Genomic DNA, 19,535 nt, shown 5'->3' with positions numbered 1-19,535 from the left:
TTGTCGGAATTTCATCGAAATTCTCCACCCTTTCGCACGTCCGTCACGGCCGCCAAGTCGGCTGGGAGACGTGAGTGACCCGTGTGGGGGCGTTACCCTCGATTGTCGTGGAATGCGGGGTACCGTTCGCCGTGACAATCTGAATTAGAGAGACGTCGTCGTAATAATAATCGGAATAGAGCCCGGCGATAACGATCTTGCGCCCATCTGGGGACCACGTCGGGTCTTCGGGCAAAAGATACTCCAGCATGAAACGCGTCGACCCTGTGCCGTCGGTGTTTATCACATATATATCGCGCAATGAAGATGATACGCCACCGGAGTATGCGATTCTGGTTCCGGCTGGCGACCATGACGGCTGAGCGTCTGGATAAATGTTCGTTGTGAGGCGGCTCTGCTCCGAGCCGTCCGCATTCATCACATAGATATCCCCTCCCCCCGTCCTGCCACTTCGGAACGCGATTCGGCGTCCATCGGGCGACCACGCAGGGTCATCGTCGGTCGCGCTGTCGCTCGTGAGACGCAGAGGATTCGTACCGTCGGCATTCATCACATAGATCTCGGCATTGCCGTTGCGCTCGCTGACGAAGGCAATCCTCCGGCCGTCGGGCGACCAGGCTGGATGATAGTCTCCCGAAGCAGTGCTGGTGAGTCGGACCTGGGCCGAGCCGTCCGCGTTCATCACGTAAACCTCGCGGTTGCCGTCACGGTCGCTGGCGAAAGCAATCCTGTTACCGTCCGGCGACCACGCAGGATCAACATCCGCCGAAGGCTCGAAGGTTAGTTGCCTCTCACCGGTGCCATTGGAGTTGATCACCATGATCTCGCGATTGTTGGCGGTGACAACTTTTACGAATGCGAGCTGTGCAGGAGTTGAGCACCGAACGTCCACGACAATCTGAGTCGGACTTCCCGCGCCGACGGTAACCACACGCGGGCTCGGCGTCACCGGATCGCAATTCGGCGCTACATCGAAAAGCGTGAGCAGGTAGTCACCGGGGAGCAGGCTGCCGAGAGTGACCGTCCCATTCACTGGAGTGTTAGCGCCTGCACTACTATTTGAACCTTGCCTCTTGATTTGGATATAGTATCCGTTCGAATCGAGCACGACCCCGGTAGTAGTTGTCGTCACCTGAAAGGTCCCTGCTGTGACGCAGCTAATTGCAAACGACACGTCGACCGTCTGGCCGTACGCAACCGTCACCCTTGGACTGGGCTGATCGACGCTACAGTTGTCAGCCACACCGCTCAGGCCGACCTGATATTGACCGACCCTGATCCCCGCGATCGTTTGCGTACCCATTCGCCGGGAATTTGATAGGTGGAACGGACGGCAAAAACACCAGATAACCGTCCGAATCCGTGTCGGGACCCGATGTAACGGTCGATACCCGGATACTACCCGTCATCGGGATGCAGAAAACGGAGAAGGACACAAAAATCGGAGCTGTTGTGTCGTTTCCGGTCACGTCCACCGAGCGCGGGTTGGTACCATCAATTGAACAGTTTGGCGCCAGGCCGCTGAGCTCCACCAGATGCGCGCCCGGTGATACGTCGGGTATCAGCACCGCAATGTTGCCAGAAACAGGTCGGCCCACCCCGCCATCGAAGCTGAGAGTATAGCCGTCCCGATCGAGGTCTGCGGGGGCGCCTGTCGTTGCGATATTTACACGGATCGTTCTGGCCTCGGCGGTGCCTCCAGGGCCAGAGGGCTCACTGCATCCGACTGTCAGGATTGCAGCAACGCCAAAGCGGACGGCCGCGAAGTAGGTGTTTGGTACAAACATGAGTGCCGCCGTAGTAGATGTGAGTATTTCACAGCGCGCCTGCGTGCGTATACTGCGCATCACCCCTCATCCCGGCCTCATCCCAGAGTCAGAGTTGGATCAGACTTGGCTCGAGATCGGCGCGCGCGTTGATCCAGGCTGTGTTTCGGCTTATCTTCGGTGCATGACAATCATCGGGAAACTCGCGATTCTCGCCGATGCCGCCAAGTACGATGCATCGTGTGCAAGCAGCGGGGCCAAGGGGCGAAAGGCGGCCAAAAACGCAATTGGATCGACCGAGGGCACCGGCATTTGCCATAGTTACACGCCCGATGGACGCTGCGTATCGCTGCTGAAAATCCTTCTGACGAACTTCTGCATTTACGATTGCTCTTATTGCATCAACCGTCGGTCCAGCGGCGTTCGGCGGGCCCGTTTCACTCCCGACGAAGTAGTCCGGCTCACCCTCGACTTCTACCGTCGAAATTACATTGAGGGCCTGTTTCTCAGCTCGGGCATTATCCGTGACTCGGACTACACGATGGAGCAGCTCATTGCCGTCGCGAAAACGCTGCGGCTTACCCACGGATTCGCGGGCTACATCCATCTGAAGACCATTCCCAGCGCGGCGCCGGAACTGATCCGCGAAGCCGGACGCTGGGCAGATCGCCTCAGCATCAACGTGGAGCTTCCACGCCAGAACGATCTCGACGCACTGGCTCCAGAAAAAAATCTCGTGCAGATCACTCGGGCGATGGGTACGATCCGTGACGGTATCGCCGAAGCCCGGGAGAATCAGGCACAGGTCAAACGCCCGGGAGTTACACGCAGCCCGATAGCATTCTCCCCGGCTGGGCAGGCAACCCAGATGATTGTGGGGGCCACTGACGCAACAGATTCGGTATTGCTCCAGACATCCGCAAAGCTTTACGCCGAGCAAAAGCTGAAGCGCGTGTATTACTCGGCCTTCAGTCCCATTCCGGATGCATCGAACGTCCTGCCCGCTGCGGCTCCGCCACTGCTGCGGGAGCATCGCCTTTATCAGGCGGACTGGTTGATGCGGTTCTACGGGTTCGGGGTGAATGAGCTCACCACGCTCGCGACTCCCAACCTCGAGCTTGACTTCGACCCGAAGCTTGCGTGGGCTCTTCGCAATCGCGATCGATTCCCGATGGACGTCAACGTCGCGCCGAAGGAGGAGCTGCTACGCATCCCCGGTATCGGCGTACGCAGCGTCAAGCGGATTATCGCCGCTCGACGCTGGACACGACTCCGAATGGATGATCTGCAACGGCTCCAGGTCGCGTTATCGCGAGCTCGGCCGTTCATCACTACCGCCGACTACACGCCGGGTCGTCTGGATCCCGAATCGTCTCACCTCCTGCACCGGGTCAGAACGTCAGGCCAGCTCGATCTCTGGTCTTCCCCTGCAGTGGCGGCACGCACCGGCGAATTGTGATCACTGCCGCAGTCATGGTTCCGGAGCGTTTGAGCCGATGGCGCAGGGATGCCCGCCGGTCGCTGGCAGCGCAGATTCCTCCTGACCAGCTCGAGTGGTTTGACGACGGCTCCGCGACACGCCTTTTTGGCGATCCGATCACTGAAGCCGCCCATGATCTTGGCAGCATGCGCGTGCCGCGGCACTTCGTCGCACTTGCAGGCAGCGTAGCATGCAATCGCGATCCTGTCCGATGGTCGCTGCTTTACAGTCTGTTGTGGCGGCTAACGCATGGCGAGAGCCACATCCTTCAGGTTGCGTCAGATCCGCTTGTTCATCGATTGATACACATGCATCGAGCGGTACGGCGCGCAGCGCACAAAATGAAGGCGTTCGTTCGCTTTCGCGCTATGAGACATCCGGATAGCGATGAGGAAGAGTTTGTCTCCTGGTTCGAGCCAGCGCACTGCGTAGTGGAGCGTACCGCCCCCTTCTTCGTCAGGCGTTTTCCATCGATGCGGTGGTCCATACTCACGCCAGACGGGTGCGCGCGGTGGGACGGAGAATCGTTGCAATTGAGCGACGGCATCGAGCGCCACCTCGCGCCCACGGATGAGGATTCGCAGGACGAGCTCTGGCGGACGTACTATGCCGCGATCTTCAATCCCGCGCGTCTCAACCGAACTGCCATGCGCGCCGAAATGCCGGTGCGTTACTGGAAGAATCTTCCCGAGGCGGCGCTCATCGGAACGCTTACACGTGAGGCGCCGGGCCGTGTCGCGGCGATGATTGCGCAGACGCTTGCTCCGCCAACACCGATTCCCGATGATCTCGACGCAATCGAATCCATGGCGGCATCGGCACCCGCGGTTTCCGAATCGGGCTGGCATCCAGTGCATGATCCCGGGTGGACAGTGGCTCGCCGGCGTGCCGATGCGCTGCCCCTGTGTGCTGCGGCTCCTCTGAAGTGGAAGGGCAGTGAAATATTCACTGGTGTAGCGGGATGGACCGATCCAACGCTCATCGCTGACGATGTGTTTTATCCACCGGGGGCAACAAATCCCGAGCCGCGACTGCGGTTTTACGCGTCACAGCTGTCGATGGTCGAAGTCGACGCGACTTATTACGCAATGCCCTCCGAGGAGACGGCACGCCGCTGGGTGGAACGAACTCCGGATCATTTTTGCTTCGACATCAAGGCACATGCTCTGATGACGGGCCACCCAACCAGTGCCGAGCGGCTGCCGCCCTGGCTGAAGGAAGATCTTCCAATCCGGCTTCGCGCCGCGCGCAATGTGTATTCGCATCATTTCTCGCGCGAGGCAATTGACGAAGTCTGGCAGCGTTTCCTCTCGGCCCTCGCGCCTTTGCATGCGGCGGGCAAGCTGGGTGCGATCATGTTGCAGTATCCGCGCTGGTTTACTCCTACTCGCGAAGCCGCCGCCAGGCTGAGCGAGGCACGCGAGCACCTCGGCGACATGCCGGCATCGGTCGAGCTGCGGCACCGGGACTGGCTGTCGGACCGCATCGCGCCGCGAACTTTCAGATTGTTGCGCGAGCTGTCATTCAGCTATGTGGCGGTCGATGCCCCGCCGGGCATGGAGAGCAGCATGCCGCCGACATTCGAGGTGACCAATTCCGATCTGGCGATCATCCGGCTTCACGGCCGGCGGACCGCGACGTGGGAAACGCGGAATGAAATTGTCACAGAGCGATACCGATACCTGTATCAGCAGACGCAGCTTGCGTCGTGGCTCTCAGCCATTCAACGCGCGGCCGATGGAGCGATGCGGGTTCATCTGACCTTCAACAACAATCACGCGAATTACGCGACCACGAATGCGCGGGAGATGTATCAGCTTCTCGCGGAAGTGGTCTGAGGCATGAGTTGACGCGTTGGCTGCTGCGCCCGACATCTTTGCAGGGAAAGTGCGCAATCGGAGCTGTCGCCGCTTGTGCCGGACTGTATACGCTTGCGCTTGCCATTGAATCCCTTTGGGGCCTGGTTCACGTACTCTGGGGGCTGACTTCGCCGCTGGGATTAGCCGCAATTGGGATTGTTGGCGTCGTTGGAATCTACGTGGCTGCGTTTGGGATTTATGTAGTATTCACCGCCTTCCTGTTTCGTATCGCGGCATGGGGGCTCGAGCCGCGGCGAAGATGGCGCGACTGGCGGTACCGCTCGCACCCCGGGATCAACGAGCGCGAACAATGACATCGACTCTTTGAGGAGAGTGTGCCCCAGACTGAGAGAATGTTCTGGCGTCGTATTGACCACCCCGGACACGAGGTAGTCGAACTTCGGCAGCAGCCGGACGGATGGAGGCTGCATGGCATCGCGGTCTTTGCGGACGGTGCGCAGTATTCCGCGCTGGAGTACGACATCATTTGCGACGCTCGCTGGCGGACGACGAGCACCACAGTAACCTCGCTCCTCGGTGTGGACTCGCACACCGTCGAACTCGTACGTCTTCCGACCGGCGAGTGGCTGGTCGATGGAGCGCCACGCGCCGATCTGCGGGGATGTTATGACATAGATCTGGGCTTTAGCCCCTCGACAAATCTGCTACCCATTCGCCGGCTCAGCCTTGACGTCGGCGACGAGGCCGCAGTACGAGCCGCCTGGGTGAGATTCCCCGAGTTGACCGTAGAGGTGCTCGAGCAGGCGTATCGACGGACGGCGGATAGTCTTTACCACTACGAAAGCGCAGGCGGAAAGTTCTTCCGCGATCTCGTCGTCAATCGTGTCGGCTTTGTCCTCGAATACCCGGGTATCTGGACCGCCGGAATGCCGCCTGACCAAGCCCCCGACTGATGGTCCAACTGCTCGAATCAATAATGAATGAGCGAACCTTCTGCCCGTAGCCGTCGACTGTAGTTCGGAGCTCGTGCGTCTCGGTATGGGACACATTCCGCGAAAGTCGGCATACGGTAGCCGAGTTCGTCAGGGATACTCAACTGTCCGCACCTCGAGTGGCGCCTTGAGATTGGCGACAACTGCGGCGACTTTGGCCGCCGTCAGATCGGGCGCCCCGAAAACCATCTGACGCCGCACTGAGAGCGCTGCAGCACCGGGCAGCCGAGGGTCGGTGTTCGGAATGTCCGATGTGATCCAGTTGCCACTCGCCGCGTACGCAGAATTATCTCCAGTGCACTGCGTGTACTGGGATGTTATCGCGTCTTCATAGAACGACGTCCGAACGACTCCCGTTGTATTCGTCGCCAGTGAATGAGCCATCACCATCGTTCCCGCAGCACCCTGCACCGACTCCCATTCAAGTGGGCCCGGCCGATGATCATCCGGTCGTCCGTCGATCAGGAAACCCTGCGGGTTCTGGTTGTTGCGATACGTCATTCCGGTTGCGGCAGGGCTGTAGTCGAAGAAGTCGACGATTCCCGGAATTGGGTGGACGCGCAGGAACGTGGTCACGTCCGAGTACTGCTCATAGAAAATGTGCTGGCGCTGCACCAGCGGGCCGCTGTTGAATCCCAGAAACGCGCGAATCGCCCGCACTGGTCCAGACCGGTTGACGATGAACGCTCCCTCACCACGTGATCCGGTGTACTCGGTTCGTGCGCAACTCCCCGGCGCAAATGAGCTCTTGTACCTGTCGAGTATGTCTACGCCGCTCGCACCTCCCGCCGTGATATGTATACGATCGAGTATCCACCGGTCGGCAAAGTGTTGGCTGTAGAAAGGAGTGGTGACAGTCGTATTCTCGGGGTTTGCCCCGACTGCATCGCCCGTGCGACGATTGGCGTCAGCCGATGTACCTGCCCGGTTATAGGAAGTGAGATACTCGCCGGAAGCGAGGGAAAAGTTGTAGGTGACGTACGACTTGCCCGCACCGCTGGAGAGAGTGCCGTTCTGCCGGAAGAGATACACGTACCCGCGAATTGCCGGGATGCCCGGTTCCGAGATCATGACCTTGACCCCCGCGCGGGATTGAAGTCCCGGTGGTCTTGGCGCATCCGCTGGTGCTTCAACTCCAGCGTCGTGCGCCATGAACACCAGCTCGTCATCCTTGTCGAACGCGGCATCCGGGTCTGCGCCGATGTGGGTCTTTGGATCCGTGTAATAAAGCTGAACCAGCGCGCCGTTCAGTGCGATACAAAATGTAGGCGGGTCACATGCCAGGGGATTCAGCCCGCCGTATGCGTTGCCCAGTGAAACGACCGCCCGCTCGTCCACCTGAATCGGGATCTGGGTCCATGCCCCCGAAGCAAAGCGAAAACCAACGAGTTGCGCGGGAGGTACACCGGCAAACGACGGAATGGTCTCGCCGGTGAGCACGACTGGCTCGAATTCGCGGTTCAACAGCTCACCGGGCGCATTCTCTCCCGGTGCCGCGGGAGCGTCGGAGCAGCCGAAGATCACGCTGCCGGCCAGAAAAGCCTGGTACAGTACTCGTCGAGACGTCAACTCCTGCTCCTTTCTCTACACCCGTAAAATCCGCGCACCCGCATGATCGGCGTCGTCGCATCGACCACATCTGACGGACCCCCACCCGCACCTTTACCTACAACTTTCGTGCTATCTGACCAATTATCCCATTCGATGCAACAATCAGCCCCGCGGCAGAAGTCGCTCCGAGTTCCCCTCCAGCGCCGCCCGCTTCAGTGAGTCGCTCAATGGCAACCCCAGAAACTGATCGATATTCCTCCTCATCCCCACGACCCCGGGACTCGGCCAATCCGAACCCCACAGCAGCTTATGCTCGAGCTCGGCGAGCTTCGGGAAATACTCCAACAGTGACTTCGGAGGGATTCCCGAAAGGTCGAACCACACATTCCGGTGACGCCTGAGAACGAAGAACGCCTCACCCATCCAGAACGGACGCCCGCCATGAGCAAGCACGATCTGCAGATCGGGAAAATCGATCGCCATATCGTCTATCTCGAGCGGGTTTCCATACTTGCTCCGCGCACCGGGGAAAACACTCGTCCCCGTGTGAACCAGCACCGGAATGCCACGCTCCTCACAGCGCCGGTACACCGCCGCCTGTGAATCGAGCCCGCCGCTGTAAGCATTGGCGGGCAGCTCCTGATGGTTCGGATGCACTTTCAACATCCGCATCCCCATCTCGATCAGCGCGTCCACGTCGCCCGCGGGATCGCGTGTCACCAGCGGATGGACCCCCGCATACCACATCATCCGGTGCGGCGCCGCCTCTGCATAACGCGCGGCGTGAGCCATCGTCCGCAGATCGGTACCCATCACACCCGGGGATGGATAGTTCACCAGCCCTACACGATCAACTCCATCCTCATCCATGATCGCCAGCAGAAGCTTTGGATCATACATCACCTGCTCCAGAAAATCGGGATCGCGCTGGCCGATACGCAAAACCTCCACAATCTCCGGCCGCATCTCGCGCCACGGATGGATGTGGACGTGGACATCAGTGATGCGAATCCCCGCCAGCGTCGTCGAGTCTGAAGCAGTCATGGTCGCACAAGATACCGCTGCACCTCGACTACGCTATCTTCTCCACATCCTGCATTGCCGCCCAGGCATCCACTGCAACCGCCAGGAGCAGCGATGCCTAGTAACCGCTACCGTCCGGACAACAGACCATGAAAGCCGAAGAAGCCGTCGATGTTGTACGCCGCGCCGTTCGCGCACCGCAGAAAAGCATGATCTTCAAGGCACTCAAGATCACCGTCGGCGCCGCGTCCACCATCTGGCTGGCGATGCGAGTACGCAAGGAGTTATATGGTCCGGGCGGAACACGCCTGGAACGTGGCCCGCGGCGCAAGCCACGAGACGAAAAGCCCGACGCATAAAGCTGCGCCGGGCGCGCCGTCTCACTCAGCAGAGGTGCGACGGCCCAAATGAGTGCAGACCAACCCGGGAGGCCTGCCTCCGCAGCGTTCACCCCCTACATCCCGGCCACAACAGCACTTCGCGAGCTGACACCCCTGCCGATCATCGTCGGCACCGTGCTCGGCCTGATTTTCGGCGCGTCATCGCTTTACCTCGTTCTCAAAGTCGGCCTCACGGTATCAGCGTCGATTCCTGTCGCCGTCATTTCCATCACGCTTTTCAGACTTCTCTCGAAGATGGGTGTCAGAGACGCCACTATCCTCGAGCACAACATCGTCCAGACAGCCGGTTCCGCCGGCGAATCGATTGCGTTCGGAGTCGGCGTGACGATGCCGGCAATACTCATTCTTGGATTCGACCTCGAGATCACCCGCGTCATGCTTGTCGCCGTACTCGGCGGCCTGCTCGGTATTCTGATGATGATCCCGCTCCGCCGGGCGCTGATCGTCGCACAGCATGGCATTCTGAAATACCCCGAAGGCACGGCATGCGCTGAAGTACTGAAGGCCGGGGCGTCGCCCGAGTCCCGCGCCGCTGCATCACCCGAAGCAAGGCGCGAGCAGGAAATGCTCGGGGCCGGCACCAGCGCCAGAACGATCTTCACGGGCTTCGGGATTGCGCTCGCCTACAAGACGGCAATGGTTGCATTCAGAGGATGGAAGGAGGCCCCTGGCTACATTTTCGGCGCACCCTTCAGCAAAGCCTCAGTAGCCGTCGAGGTATCCCCCGAGCTGCTCGGCGTTGGCTACATCATCGGCCCGCGCATCGCATCGATTATGTGCGCCGGTGGAGTACTTGCCTACCTGATTCTCATTCCGATGATTGCCTACTTCGGAGCTGCGCTCGGCACACCGCTGGCGCCCGAGACGACTACGCTCATCAGGGACATGGATCCCGACGCAATCCGAAATTCCTACGTGCTGTATATCGGAGCGGGCGCTGTCGCGGCGGGTGGTCTCATCAGCGTTGGAAGGTCGTTGCCAACAATCTGGCACGGCATCAGAGGCGGCATGCGGGATATCTCTTCCGCGAAGACCGGCGAGGCGCCAACGACACCGCGAACAGACCGCGACCTTCCAATCCGTGTCGTTTTCATCGGCCTCATCGCTCTTATCGTTGCGATTGCGTTCGCAAATCCGCTGTACATCGGGGGTACGTCGATTGTCACCCGGGTTGCCGCCGGACTTCTTATCATCGTGTTCGGATTTCTTTTCGTCACAGTATCGTCGCGGCTTACAGGCGAGATCGGCTCGTCGTCAAATCCGATCTCAGGAATGACAGTCGCTACCCTGCTTCTCACCTGCCTCTGCTTCGTCATCCTCGGCTGGACGGGCAGCAACTACTACGTCACCGCGCTCTCCATCGGCGCGATCGTCTGCATCGCGTCATCAAACGGTGGAACTACGTCGCAGGATCTGAAGACGGGCTTCCTCGTCGGTGGAACACCCCGATCGCAGCAGATAGCGATTCTCATCGGCGCCACCGTCTCTGCACTGGCACTCGGGCCGATTCTCCTGAAGCTCAACTCGGCGGGTTCGGTCTATGTTCCGGTCGGTGCAACTATCGCAGGCATTTCAGCCGGATCGGTGACACCCGGTGAACGCGCTGATGTGGCTACGCTCGGTCGCAGGGAGACCGTAGAGGGGACAGTCGCCGGCGGAATTACCGATCCGAAAGAATACATGGTGTGGCACCGTCAGGATCCCGCCGGTGGAAACGCCGAAAAATACCTGGTGGATGCAGCCGGAACTCCGGTGTATTTCGTGGATCCCGGTATCAACGGTGCGATTCGCGAGCTGCCAAATGGTCAGGACATTCCCAAGTTCGATGCGCCCAAGGCTACGCTCATGTCCTATATCATCAAGGGGATTCTCGGGGGCGAGCTGCCGTGGGGCCTCGTACTGCTCGGCGCAATGATAGCGGTGGTTCTCGAGATGTCGGGTATTCCATCGCTGGCCTTCGCGGTCGGAGTGTATCTGCCGCTGTCTTCATCCGCCCCCATCTTCATTGGCGGAATTATCCGCTGGGCAGTTGACCGGTGGATTGGACGCAAGCACGCCGGAAAGAATCTCAGCGAAGATCAACTGGTCGCCGAGGGCGACAAGAGCCCGGGTGTGCTGATGGCGTCCGGTTATATCGCAGGCGGCGCAATCGCCGGAATCATCATCGCATTTCTGGCCGGCGTTCCATTCATGGCTGGGTTCAATGAATCGATATCCGGCTTTGGCGACTCCAACCCCTTTCGCGATGGCCCGGCATCTGACCTGCTGTCGATGATTCCGTTCCTCGCTTTGATAGCAGTACTCTATTTGACGGGGAGAGAAAAACTGCTGGCCCCGCGAGACCGGGGGCGGCCCGGATAATCCAATAACCACAGATGACACCGATGGGCACAGATAACACCGATGAACACCACGCTGTATCTCCGCCGTCGAGCCGGCTAAGGCGAAGTCTCTCGAAGGGTAATACGACAATTCGGCGCTAGTCGAGTCCCGGAGTGGACACTTTTTTCTTCAGTGCTTGTCTCTCTATCGGTGTCATCTGCGCCCATCTGCGTCATCTGTGGTCAACGTCGTTCGCTAGCGATTGAGCCTTCCATCCCGGGTCGTACGAGGCGGTCAATCCGGGATTACCGCCGTTGCCTCGATCTCGACTTTAGCACGTTCCTCCAGCAGTCCCGAAACCACGATCACGGACATTGGCGGATAGTGGTTCCCCACTGTTTCTTTCCACGCCTGCCCGATCCGGGAGCGCGACGCGACATACTCCTCGCGACTGGTGACGTACCAGGTCAGGCGGACCAGGTGCGCTGGAGTCGCGCCTGCCTCGTCCAGCAGAGTGACAATGTTGATCAGTGCCTGTCGGGTCTGGCCGGCAAACTCATCAGTACGGAAGGAACAATCCATGGGATCCCATCCAATCTGCCCGGCGAGGACGATATGTCTTCCCCGCACAGAGATGCCATTGGCGTATCCGCGCGGTGGCGCCCAACCCTCGGGGTGAAGCGAAATTGCGTCTCCGTCGGACGTGTGGCTCATGTTCTCTCTCGTAACCGGTATCGCTGGAGCTTGCCAGTTGGCGTACGTGGCAATGATTCGGTGAATTCCACTGCCCGCGGGTACTTGTACGGCGCAATCTGCGATTTCACGAAATCCTGAAGCTCTTTTGCCATCTCAGCGTTTCCTGTCTGACCCTGTACGAGGACCACATACGCTTTTACGATCGATCCTCTGTCTTCGTGCGACTCGCCAATCACGGCACACTCCGCCACCGCAGCATGTTCCAGCAATACATTCTCTACTTCAGGCCCGGCAATATTGTAACCGCCGGAAATGATCATGTCGTCGGTGCGCGCCTGATACCAGAAGTAACCGTCCGCATCCAGCACATAGGAATCCCCCGTGAGATTCCAGCCATCACGCACGTACTCACGTTGCTGCGGAATGTTGTCCAGGTAACGGCAGCCGGTTGGTCCTCTTACTGCCAGTCGGCCCACTTTCCCCACGGGCACGTCATTGTTGTCATCATCGACCACGCGTGCGCGATATCCCGGCACGATCTTTCCCGTTGCGCCGGGGCGGATGTCATCTCCCGATGCGCTGATAAAAATGTGCAGCATCTCGGTGGCTCCGATGCCGTCGATAATTTTGATGCCAGTGCCCGTGTGCCAATCCTCGTAGACAGCCGGCGGAAGTGCCTCACCCGCAGATACACATTTCCTGAGGCTCGAAACATCGTGCTCCGCCAGCAGCCTGCTCATCGCGCGGTAAGCGGTAGGCGCGGTAAAGCAGATTGTTGGACGGTACTGCTCTATCGCCTCGATGAGATTGGGTGGAGTGGGCTGCTCGAGCAGCAGTGAACAAGCCCCGACCCGCATCGGAAACAGGATCAGTCCGCCGAGCGCAAAGGTGAACGCCAGGGGCGGAGAGCCGCAGAACAGGTCATCCGACACCGGCTTCAACACATACCGTGGGAAACAGTCACTTACGGCCAGCAGGTCACGATGTGAATGCATCGTGCCTTTGCCTTCGCCCGTCGTACCGGATGTAAAGGCAATGATCGCGATGTCGTCGGCCGAAGTATCCCTGTTCGCGAAGGTCTCCGGCTTGCGCTCCATCAATTGCTCGAGACCGTCTGAAGAATCGCTGTTGAACTGCATGACACGGGCGGCCATCCCGACTTCGCCCTCGCGACCTGTGAGGAACGCTGCTTCGCATTCTGCTGCCAGGCGACTGTCGGTAAGTGCCAGGCTTATTCCGGCCTTATTGGCCACGTAGCGCAGTTCGCGTTCGCGAAGGAGCGGCATCGTGCAAACCGCGACGCCGCCCGCCTTCAGCACGGCGAACCAGCAGGCTGCCATCAGCGGGGTATTGGGACCTCGCAGCAGAACCCGGTTGCCGGGAGTAAGCCCGAGATCGTCCACCATGACGTTGGCGATCCGATTCGCCTTTTCCATCAACTCCCGGTAAGTCCACACACCACCTGGAAACCGGAATACGGGGCGTTCACCATCTCTCGACGTGACGGTCAGATCGAGTAGCTCAGTCGCACAGTTCATCCGGGCGGGATATGTCAGCTCGGGAATGCCCGTCCATTCACGAATGGGCCACAATTCAGGCGGCGGAAGATGTTGCGCGCAGAATGTGTCGATATGGCCGGTTGGCTCAGCAGTCGATGCTGCATCGCGTCCTGCTCCCCGTTCAGCCATCCCGGTAGGCCTTGATCACCTGCCCCGCTATCACGAGTTGCTGAATCTCGGTAGTGCCTTCGTAAATGCGCAGCGCACGAATCTCGCGATACAGCCGTTCCACAGGGTGTCCCGCGACAACGCCCCGCCCGCCAAGGAGCTGAACCGCATCGTCGATCACGCGTTGCGCAGCCTCAGTAGCATACATCTTTGCCATCGATGCTTCACGCGTAGTTCGCGGTGCACCTTTGTCCCGCGTCCATGCGGCCCGGTAGACCAGCAGCGCACTGGCGTCGATCGCGGTCGACATGTTCGCGATACGAGCCTGGGTGAGCTGAAGCTCCTGGAGTACTCCACCAGCAACCTTCCGCGTTGAACAATGAGCCATGGTTTCATCGAGCGCGCGGCGTGCAAAGCCGAGCGCGGCGGCACCGACAGTGGAGCGAAAGACATCGAGTGTGCCAAGTGCAACCTTCAGCCCGTTGGCTGGCTGGCCCACGACGCGAGCCGCCGGTATGCGGCACGCTTCAAACCGGATCGTTGCCAGCGGATGCGGCGCAATGGTGTCGATTCGGGCGGCGATACTGAAACCTGGATCGGATGGCTCGACGACGAGCGCGATGAATTCACGATCTGCGCCGGATATCCTGCAGAAGACGACGTATTGATCGGCAATGCCTCCATTCGATATCCACGTTTTCTCTCCATCGATCACATACTGATTGCCATCGCGTGTGGCCGTGGTGGTCATGGCGGTCACGTCCGAGCCGGCATCGGCTTCGGAGATCGCAAATGCAGGAATCGATTCTCCTCTTGCGACTGGCGGGAGATAGCGCTGCTTCAGCTCCGGTGATCCGAACAGAGATATCGGACCGGCGCCCAGCGCCTGCATCGCGAACGCGAAGTCGGCCAGACCGGAAAGTCTTGCCAGCGTTTCGCGTGCAATGCAAAGCGTGCGGACGTCGAGTATTTCAGTCGCGCCGCCGTATGCTGCTGGTACTGCGTACCGCAACCAGCCGGCATCGCCAAGTTGCCTGACCAGGGAGTGGCAGGTTTCATCTACATCGGCATCCTGATGCTCCTGCGATATTTCGCGCCTGGCCCATTCCCGGAGATCACTCGCGAAGCGGCGGTGCTGGTCGTCAAAGAAGGGCCAGTCGAGTGTATCGGACTCGACCATCAATTGCCCTCGAACACAGGTGGCTGTTTATCGACAAATGCGCGATAGGCACGCTCGAAGTCGTCGGTCATCATGCATTGAGCCTGCATCCGCGCTTCGTGGTCGATCGCCGCATCGATGTCCATCGACCATTCCTCGTGGAGGCAGCTCTTCGTCATCGCGTGCGCGGCACTGGGTCCTTCGGCCAGCGAAGTGGCAAGCGCAATTGCGTCGTCAAGGAGAGTTTCCGGCATCGCGACTCTGTTGTAGAAACCCCAGCGTTCTGCCTCTTCACCACCCATGACACGACCAAGGTAAAGCAGCTCGCTCGCGCGGCCCTGGCCAATAATGCGGGGCAGAATCGCGCACGCCCCCATGTCCGCACCCGACAGCCCCACCCTGACGAACAAAAACGCGACCTTGCTGCGCGCCGTACCCAGGCGCAAATCGCTCGCCATTGCCAGTATCGCGCCCGCTCCTACGCAAACTCCGTCTACCGCCGCAACGATTGGCTGCGGACACGCACGCATTGCCTTCACCAGATCACCAGTCATTTGCGTGAACTCGAGTAGCCCGCGCGTGTTACCTGCTTTCTTCATATCCACCAGGCGGCCGATGATGTCATGTACATCGCCGCCACTGCAGAAATTGCCTCCCGCGCCGGTAATTACCACGGCGCGGATTTCCCTTATCTCCTGGAGCATCAGGAATGTGTCGGTCAGCTCGCGGTAGGATTCGAGTGTCAGTGGGTTCTTTCGTTCGGGCCGGTCGAGGGTGATTACAGCCACCCGGCCCGCCGTGTGCCAGCGGAAATGTTGAGGTGTCAAGACTGGGGGCATCGAGGCGCTGCTCATCGCTGGCGTTCCTCGTCGAGTGAGTTGTGCAGAGACCCACGGAGTTTTCCAAGCAGGTCGGAGAGACGGGCGCGTTCATTGTCCGACAGGCCGGCGAACATCGATTCAATCCACATCTGATGAGCCGGCAACATGGCGTCGAAGGCACGTTTCCCATTCGGTGACAGTCGCACGAATTGCGTCCGCCGGTCCGATGGCGATGAAGTCCGGATAACCAGTTTCTCCTGAACGAGCCGCTCCACCAGAGATGTGAGGTTTCCGTTCGTCACCATCAAACGACGCGAAAGTTCTGTCATGGTGAGCCGGGGCGTTGAACCATGCGAGGCGGCGTCGAGCTGCGCGAGGACATCAAATCGAGGGAGCGTGGTGCCAAACTCATCGCGCAGCCGCCCCCGCACCTCCCGCTCGACGATGTTGGTGCATGTGAGAAGGCGAAGCCATGCCCGCAACGAATCCTGCCCTGAACGTTGCTCTCGCGTCTCCACCGCTCTCACCACACCTCACCTCCTGCAACCGGAAACAAAATGCCCGTGACCGCTGCCGCGGAGGGCGAACACAGCCAGCTCACGGCGCTGGCAACCTCCTCAGGTGTCGCCATCTTCCCGCGAGGTATGGTCCGCAGAAGTATTTCACGCGCCTCGTCAGTAGTCTTGCCAAGGGCGCGCATGACATTCTGGATGCCCTGATCGGCAATTGCTGTATCTGTGTATCCAGGACATACTGCGTTGACGGTCACTCCATGTTTTGCCGCTTCAAGCGCGAGGGCGCGGGTGAGCCCCACCACACCGTGCTTGGCGGCGCAATACGCGGTCATCGTCTTGAAGCCCCTCATTCCGGCAGTGGATGCGATGTTCACAATCCTGCCGCTTTTCGCCGCGAGCATCGTGGGATAGACTCTCGCTGAACACGCAAAGGTGCCGGTGAGGTTCACCGCCAGCATGCGGTTCCACATATCGCTCGATGTCTCGCTGAAGACGGCGCTCTCCGCAGCGCCGGCGTTGTTCACAAGTATGTGCGCCGGGCCGGAGGTTTCGACTGCCTTGTCGAATGCCGATGCTACCGAATCTTCGTCGGTGACGTCGCACCGCAACGCCGACACTTTGATACCATGCTCACTTCCAATCGCCCTGGCATGTTGCTCGAGGGTAGCCATCGATCGCGCCATTATCGTCAGTGTCGCTCCACGCGAAGCGAGCGCCGCGGCAATGGCCGCACCAATTCCCTGGTTTCCACCCGTGACAATTGCGTGTTGCCCGTCGAGGTAACGCTCTACATGGGTCATTGTCATACCTTGCCCGTGCTGGTTGCTGCCGCGATCTCCTTTGCCCTTTGTACTTCCCGTTCAAGCTGCACGCGTCCCTGGTAATACTGGATTGGCCACGCAGCGCGCGCAAAACCCTGCTGGGCCGCAGCGTGCAGCGTCCAGTGAGGATCGCTCAGGTGGGGCCGTCCGATCGAAACGAGATCAGCTCGGCCCGCAGCAACGATCCCGTTAGCCTGATCTGCGTCGGTGATGTTTCCGACGGCAATCGTTGGCATCCCCGCTTCGTTTCGAATTCGGTCGCTATAGGGCGTCTGAAACAGGCGGCCAAAAACGGGCTTTGCATCGGCCGTGGTCTGTCCGGTAGAAACATGGATGATGTCTGCGCCAGCCGCGCCGAAAGCACGCGCGATAGCCACTGATTCATCAGCGGTCACGCCGTCGTCCACCCAGTCTGTTGCCGAAATACGTACTGACATCGGCTTCTCCTCGGGCCACGCTGCGCGCGTGGCTGTGAATACCTCGAGCGGAAAGCGGAGCCTGTTCTCGACTGCACCACCGTATTCGTCCGTCCGGCGATTGCTCACCGGTGTCAGAAAGCTCGAGAGCAGATATCCATGCGCGCAGTGCAGCTCGGTCATGTCGAACCCCGCATCCTCAGCCATCCGTGTCGAGCGCACGAACTCTTCACACACTCGTTGCATCTCGCTGCGGGTCATCTCCCGCGGAGGCGGAAGTGTCGGGCCGTAGTTCACTGGCGACGGCCCGATTCGCTCCCAGTTCTCCGACGGCAGCGGCAGGTCAGTCCCCTCCCACGGCAGGCGGGTAGACCCCTTTCGCCCCGAATGTCCCAGCTGAATGCAGATCTTCGCGTCAGACCACTGATGGACGAAGTCTACGATCCGGCGCCATGCCACTACATGCTCTTCCGTGTACATCCCCGTGCATCCGAGAGTGATCCGCGCCTCAGGAGACGTGCAGACCATCTCGGTCATGATGAGCGCCGCGCCGCCGAGCCCCCGTGCGCCGAGGTGCACCAGATGGAAATCGTTTGGCACTCCGTCGCGGGCGGAGTACATGTCCATCGGCGAGACGACAATGCGATTTTGAAGTGTCATGTCGCGCAGGCGGAAGGGCGTGAACATCGGAGGTGTCACCGACTCGGCGTTCGGCGCGGTTCCCATGTTCCGGGTGTTGTCAGTGTTCTCCGTGATCTGGTCGAGCCCGGGCTTCGTGACGGGTTGATCCAGCGTCGTTGCCGCCTGGCTCGAGAACCATCGCTCCATACCTTCCACGTAGCTTCCATCGCGAAGCCGCAGGTTTTCGTGGCTCACACGCTGGCTGCGGGTGAGCAGGCTGTACGTGAATTGCTCGGGCTCGAGATGGACGTATCGTTTCACGTGCTCGAACCATTCCATGGAATTCCGGGCCGCGTTCTGAAGCCGCAGCGCTTCAGTGCCCCGCTCATCCTGGTATGACTGAAACGCGGCCGGAATATCGTTAAACGTGGACAGCGCGCGTGAAAGCGCGATCGCATCCTCCATCGCCAGCTTTGTTCCGGAGCCGATGGAAAAATGCGCTGAATGGGCTGCGTCGCCGATAAGCACGATGTTGTCGTGAAACCAGTTGCTGTTTCGCACTCGCACGAAATTCACCCACGGCGAATTTTTTAGGTGAGCTGCATTGGTGAGCAGTGGATGACCGTCGAGCCGCTCTCGAAACATTGATTCACAGGCGGCGATTGTCTGCGTCGTGTCCATCCGGTCGAAACCGGCCGACCTCCATGACTTTTCATCGCACTCGACGATGAACGTCGAAAGCCCGCCGTCGAACCGGTAACAGTGTGCCTGAAACACGCCATGCTCGTTGACGACGAAGTAGAATGTGAACGCGTCGAACGGAAACGTCGTGCCGAACCACACGAAGCGCGCCGTCCGCTCGTCGAGGTCAGGCTCGAAGTGTTCAGCGTATTTTCTGCGAATAGCGCTGTTGATTCCGTCAGCGGCCACAATGACGCTGGCATCGCCCAGTCCGAGCGGGACGAGATCGCTATCGTCGCGCAAGTCGACGGAGTAGCGGATATCGACGCCGAGTGCAGTGGCGCGCTGCTGTAGTATCTCGAGGAGCTTTTTTCGGGCGATGCCACTGAACCCATGCCCGCCGGAAGTGATGCGGCGGCCGTGAATGACAACGTCGATATCATCCCAGCGGGCGAAATTGCCAATGATCGCGCGGTAGGTTGGCTCGTCCGCAACGCGGAAGTTCTCGAGCGTCTGGTCGGAAAAAACAACTCCCCACCCGAACGTATCGTCCGCCCGATTGCGTTCGCAGACAGTGATCTCGTGCGCCGGATCTGCCTGCTTGAGAAGCAGGGCAGTGTATAGTCCGGCAGGCCCTCCGCCAACGATTACCACTTTCATGCACTGCCTCCCCCGTCCGAACACGCTACACAGATATTATATGCTTAAAATAAAGTCGCAAGGCCTGATGTCCTGGCACCGGCTGGAGGCGTACGGCAGGACATGTGTAGCCAGCAACCCGCT

17 protein-coding genes are annotated in these 19,535 nt (G+C 59.8%); 6 read left to right on the top strand and 11 right to left on the bottom strand.

What is annotated here, in order from left to right; all coding sequences use genetic code 11:
- Positions 1-43 precede the first annotated feature (43 nt).
- Positions 44-1,303, bottom strand: coding sequence for a hypothetical protein (locus tag WKF55_02200; protein MEJ7758383.1), 1,260 nt, complete (start codon positions 1,301-1,303; stop codon positions 44-46).
- Positions 1,236-1,847: a hypothetical protein gene (locus tag WKF55_02195; protein ID MEJ7758382.1), complete on the bottom strand. Its 612-nt coding sequence runs from the start codon at positions 1,845-1,847 to the stop codon at positions 1,236-1,238. The genes WKF55_02200 and WKF55_02195 overlap by 68 nt, the downstream gene beginning before the upstream one ends.
- Before the next feature lie 103 nt (positions 1,848-1,950).
- Here WKF55_02195 and WKF55_02190 point away from each other — a divergent pair, with 103 nt between their 5' ends.
- The 4 genes from WKF55_02190 to WKF55_02175 are packed head-to-tail and all read left to right on the top strand — an operon-like array spanning position 1,951 to position 6,019.
- Positions 1,951-3,225 (top strand): putative DNA modification/repair radical SAM protein, encoded by a 1,275-nt coding sequence (locus tag WKF55_02190; GenBank protein MEJ7758381.1) that lies wholly within the window; start codon positions 1,951-1,953, stop codon positions 3,223-3,225.
- Positions 3,222-5,084 (top strand): TIGR03915 family putative DNA repair protein, encoded by a 1,863-nt coding sequence (locus WKF55_02185; GenBank protein ID MEJ7758380.1) that lies wholly within the window; start codon positions 3,222-3,224, stop codon positions 5,082-5,084. Before WKF55_02190 ends, WKF55_02185 begins: the two co-directional genes overlap by 4 nt.
- A gap of 8 nt (positions 5,085-5,092) precedes the next feature.
- Complete coding sequence (locus tag WKF55_02180; GenBank protein MEJ7758379.1) at positions 5,093-5,419, top strand: hypothetical protein; 327 nt, start codon at positions 5,093-5,095, stop codon at positions 5,417-5,419.
- Between the two features lie 21 nt (positions 5,420-5,440).
- Positions 5,441-6,019, top strand: a complete 579-nt coding sequence (locus WKF55_02175) for a putative glycolipid-binding domain-containing protein (GenBank protein ID MEJ7758378.1) — start codon at positions 5,441-5,443, stop codon at positions 6,017-6,019.
- Between the two features lie 129 nt (positions 6,020-6,148).
- On the opposite strand, the gene WKF55_02170 is transcribed toward WKF55_02175, so the two are convergent.
- Together WKF55_02170 and WKF55_02165 are read right to left on the bottom strand one after the other, a co-directional pair.
- Entirely contained in the window at positions 6,149-7,627 is a 1,479-nt protein-coding gene (locus WKF55_02170) for a hypothetical protein (GenBank protein ID MEJ7758377.1), read from the bottom strand.
- A gap of 144 nt (positions 7,628-7,771) precedes the next feature.
- The gene (locus WKF55_02165; protein MEJ7758376.1) at positions 7,772-8,653 is read right to left on the bottom strand and encodes an amidohydrolase family protein; all 882 of its coding nucleotides are present in this window, start codon (positions 8,651-8,653) and stop codon (positions 7,772-7,774) included.
- A 128-nt stretch (positions 8,654-8,781) separates the two neighbouring features.
- Here WKF55_02165 and WKF55_02160 point away from each other — a divergent pair, with 128 nt between their 5' ends.
- Complete coding sequence (locus WKF55_02160) at positions 8,782-8,991, top strand: hypothetical protein (GenBank protein MEJ7758375.1); 210 nt, start codon at positions 8,782-8,784, stop codon at positions 8,989-8,991.
- A 48-nt stretch (positions 8,992-9,039) separates the two neighbouring features.
- Complete coding sequence (locus tag WKF55_02155) at positions 9,040-11,394, top strand: oligopeptide transporter, OPT family (GenBank protein MEJ7758374.1); 2,355 nt, start codon at positions 9,040-9,042, stop codon at positions 11,392-11,394.
- A 255-nt stretch (positions 11,395-11,649) separates the two neighbouring features.
- On the opposite strand, the gene WKF55_02150 is transcribed toward WKF55_02155, so the two are convergent.
- Genes WKF55_02150 through WKF55_02120 form a run of 7 tightly spaced genes read right to left on the bottom strand, consistent with a single transcriptional unit; the run spans position 11,650 to position 19,412 of the window.
- Entirely contained in the window at positions 11,650-12,069 is a 420-nt protein-coding gene (locus WKF55_02150) for a RidA family protein (GenBank protein ID MEJ7758373.1), read from the bottom strand.
- Entirely contained in the window at positions 12,066-13,739 is a 1,674-nt protein-coding gene (locus WKF55_02145) for an AMP-binding protein (GenBank protein MEJ7758372.1), read from the bottom strand. Before WKF55_02145 ends, WKF55_02150 begins: the two co-directional genes overlap by 4 nt.
- Complete coding sequence (locus WKF55_02140) at positions 13,732-14,898, bottom strand: acyl-CoA dehydrogenase family protein (GenBank protein MEJ7758371.1); 1,167 nt, start codon at positions 14,896-14,898, stop codon at positions 13,732-13,734. Before WKF55_02140 ends, WKF55_02145 begins: the two co-directional genes overlap by 8 nt.
- Positions 14,898-15,716, bottom strand: a complete 819-nt coding sequence (locus WKF55_02135) for an enoyl-CoA hydratase family protein (protein MEJ7758370.1) — start codon at positions 15,714-15,716, stop codon at positions 14,898-14,900. The genes WKF55_02140 and WKF55_02135 overlap by 1 nt, the downstream gene beginning before the upstream one ends.
- Positions 15,717-15,727: 11 nt before the next feature.
- Positions 15,728-16,228 (bottom strand): MarR family transcriptional regulator, encoded by a 501-nt coding sequence (locus tag WKF55_02130; GenBank protein MEJ7758369.1) that lies wholly within the window; start codon positions 16,226-16,228, stop codon positions 15,728-15,730.
- The gene (locus tag WKF55_02125) at positions 16,222-17,019 is read right to left on the bottom strand and encodes an SDR family NAD(P)-dependent oxidoreductase (GenBank protein ID MEJ7758368.1); all 798 of its coding nucleotides are present in this window, start codon (positions 17,017-17,019) and stop codon (positions 16,222-16,224) included. Before WKF55_02125 ends, WKF55_02130 begins: the two co-directional genes overlap by 7 nt.
- A complete protein-coding gene (locus WKF55_02120; GenBank protein MEJ7758367.1) occupies positions 17,016-19,412 on the bottom strand; it encodes a bifunctional salicylyl-CoA 5-hydroxylase/oxidoreductase in 2,397 nt (798 codons plus the stop codon). Before WKF55_02120 ends, WKF55_02125 begins: the two co-directional genes overlap by 4 nt.
- Positions 19,413-19,535: the final 123 nt, after the last annotated feature.

Source organism: Gemmatimonadaceae bacterium, from assembly GCA_037721215.1.
In the GTDB taxonomy this organism is placed as follows: domain Bacteria; phylum Gemmatimonadota; class Gemmatimonadetes; order Gemmatimonadales; family Gemmatimonadaceae; genus UBA4720.
Note: the sequence above shows the minus strand (reverse complement) of the source record. Positions and strands in the feature narration are given on the sequence as shown.

Coding starts and splice junctions, on each gene's coding strand:
- WKF55_02200 (MEJ7758383.1), bottom strand. CDS start 1,303: ATGGGTACGCAAACGATCGCGGGGATCAGGGTCGGTCAATATCAGGTC.
- WKF55_02195 (MEJ7758382.1), bottom strand. CDS start 1,847: ATGCGCAGTATACGCACGCAGGCGCGCTGTGAAATACTCACATCTACT.
- WKF55_02190 (MEJ7758381.1), top strand. CDS start 1,951: ATGACAATCATCGGGAAACTCGCGATTCTCGCCGATGCCGCCAAGTAC.
- WKF55_02165 (MEJ7758376.1), bottom strand. CDS start 8,653: ATGACTGCTTCAGACTCGACGACGCTGGCGGGGATTCGCATCACTGAT.
- WKF55_02160 (MEJ7758375.1), top strand. CDS start 8,782: ATGAAAGCCGAAGAAGCCGTCGATGTTGTACGCCGCGCCGTTCGCGCA.
- WKF55_02155 (MEJ7758374.1), top strand. CDS start 9,040: ATGAGTGCAGACCAACCCGGGAGGCCTGCCTCCGCAGCGTTCACCCCC.
- WKF55_02150 (MEJ7758373.1), bottom strand. CDS start 12,069: ATGAGCCACACGTCCGACGGAGACGCAATTTCGCTTCACCCCGAGGGT.
- WKF55_02145 (MEJ7758372.1), bottom strand. CDS start 13,739: ATGGCTGAACGGGGAGCAGGACGCGATGCAGCATCGACTGCTGAGCCA.
- WKF55_02140 (MEJ7758371.1), bottom strand. CDS start 14,898: ATGGTCGAGTCCGATACACTCGACTGGCCCTTCTTTGACGACCAGCAC.
- WKF55_02135 (MEJ7758370.1), bottom strand. CDS start 15,716: ATGCCCCCAGTCTTGACACCTCAACATTTCCGCTGGCACACGGCGGGC.
- WKF55_02125 (MEJ7758368.1), bottom strand. CDS start 17,019: ATGACAATGACCCATGTAGAGCGTTACCTCGACGGGCAACACGCAATT.
- WKF55_02120 (MEJ7758367.1), bottom strand. CDS start 19,412: ATGAAAGTGGTAATCGTTGGCGGAGGGCCTGCCGGACTATACACTGCC.